Raw genomic sequence first — 1,703 nt, forward strand, 5'->3', positions numbered from 1 at the left:
GGCCGACGCCGACCGAGGCCTGGATCGATGTCGAGTGGGAAGGCGGACCGACGCAGCGCGTGCCGCTGCGGGTCGGGTCCGAGGCCGCGCTCGGGCAGTTCCGGTTGCGCGGGCCGGGTCGCTACTCGGTTCATCTCAAAGCCGCCTCGGGACTCGAGAACACGGACCCGGCGCGCTACGCCCTGGGCGTTTTGAGCGACGCGCCGCCCCAGATCACGATCGTCGGCGGCATCGAGGACGCGCTGTCGGCGGCGTCGCGACGGCTCGCCTTCCGCGTGACCGACGACTTCGGCTTCCGCGGCGGCTCGCTCGTCTACCGCCTGACGCGCGACGGCTCGACGGGGAGGCCGAGAACGGTCCGGCTGCCGATGCGCGTGCGGCCGCTCGACCAGGAGGTCGTCCTCGACTGGCGCCTGCCCGGCGCTCGGCCCGGCGACACCGTCGAGCTGTACGGCCGCGTGACCGACAACGACGGGGCCGGCGGCAAGGCGGCTCGGACGCCACTCGTCACCCTCCGCTTCCCCTCCGTCGCCGACCGCCTGGACGCCCTCGATGCGCAACGCGACTCGACGGCGGAAACCCTCGAGGACCTCGAGGAGCAGGCCCAAGAGTCGGGCGAGCGCTTCCGCCGCCTGCGCGACGACATCCGCGAAAACCAGAACCCGGATTGGGAGGACCGCCGCCAAGTCGAGGAGCTGTTGCGCGAGCAGCAGTCGATGCAGGAGCAGGCCCAGCAGTTGCGCGAGCAGATGCAACGCCTGGGCGAGCAGATCCGCGACGACTTGGGCGACCCCGAGCTCCAGCGTCAGTTCGACGAGATGCAGGACGTCTTGGACGAGCTCGACACGCCCGAGCTCCGCGACGCCCTGGAGCGGCTGCGCGACGCCATGGAGCAGCTCGACCTGCGTGACATGTTGGAGCAGTCCGAAGAAGCTGCCCAGAGCGAGGAGGAGCTCCAGCGCCGCATCGAGCGCGCGATGGAGCTGATGAAACGCCTCGAGGCCGCCGTCGAAATGGAAGAGATCGCCCGCCGCGCGGAGGACCTGGCCGAGACCGAGGAGCGACTTGCCCGCGAGACCGAGGCCATCCGCGAGGGCCGCGACCCGTCCGACCTCGAGGACGAATCAGACCGAGAGGACTCTGACCAAAGCGACTCCGACCCCGACGACTCGGAACAAGGCGAGGAGTCCAACGACGAATCGTCAGAGTCGGACCAAAGCACGCGGGAACAACGCGAGCGATTGGCCGAGGAGCAGCGGCAGGCGCAAGAGCAAGCCGAGGCGCTTCAAGAGCAGATGGAGGAACTTCAGGAGCAGCTCGACGACATCCGCAACGGCCCGAGCCCCGAGGAGATGCGCGAGATGCAGGAGCAGTCGCAGAGCCTGCCCCAGCAAATGGAGGAGAACGCGCAACAGCTCGAGAACGGCGAGCTCCAGGACGCCCAAGAGGGCCAGCAGGACATGTCCGAGCAGCTCCGCAAGATGGCCCAGGAGATGCGGCAGCAGAGCCAGGGCATGCAGGGCCAGCAGAAGCAGGTCGACCAGGCCGCCCTGCGCCGCGCCCTCGAGGACGTGCTGACGATCTCGCGCGACCAGGAGGCGCTGGCGAGCCAGGTCGCGTCGACGCCGGCCGAGAGCCCGGCGCTGGTCCCGTCCGCCCGGCGGCAGAGCGAGCTGCGGGACGCGTTGCAGACGGTCGTGGAC

General features: G+C 70.0%; 1 protein-coding gene. It reads left to right on the plus strand.

From position 1 onward, the window contains the following. On the plus strand, nt 1–1,703 hold a 1,703-nt coding region (locus WBA11_RS12105; RefSeq protein ID WP_424520937.1), incomplete at both ends, for a DUF4175 family protein.

Origin of the sequence: Rubrivirga sp., from assembly GCF_049648075.1 — a bacterium.
In the GTDB taxonomy this organism is placed as follows: Bacteria; Bacteroidota; Rhodothermia; order Rhodothermales; family Rubricoccaceae; genus Rubrivirga.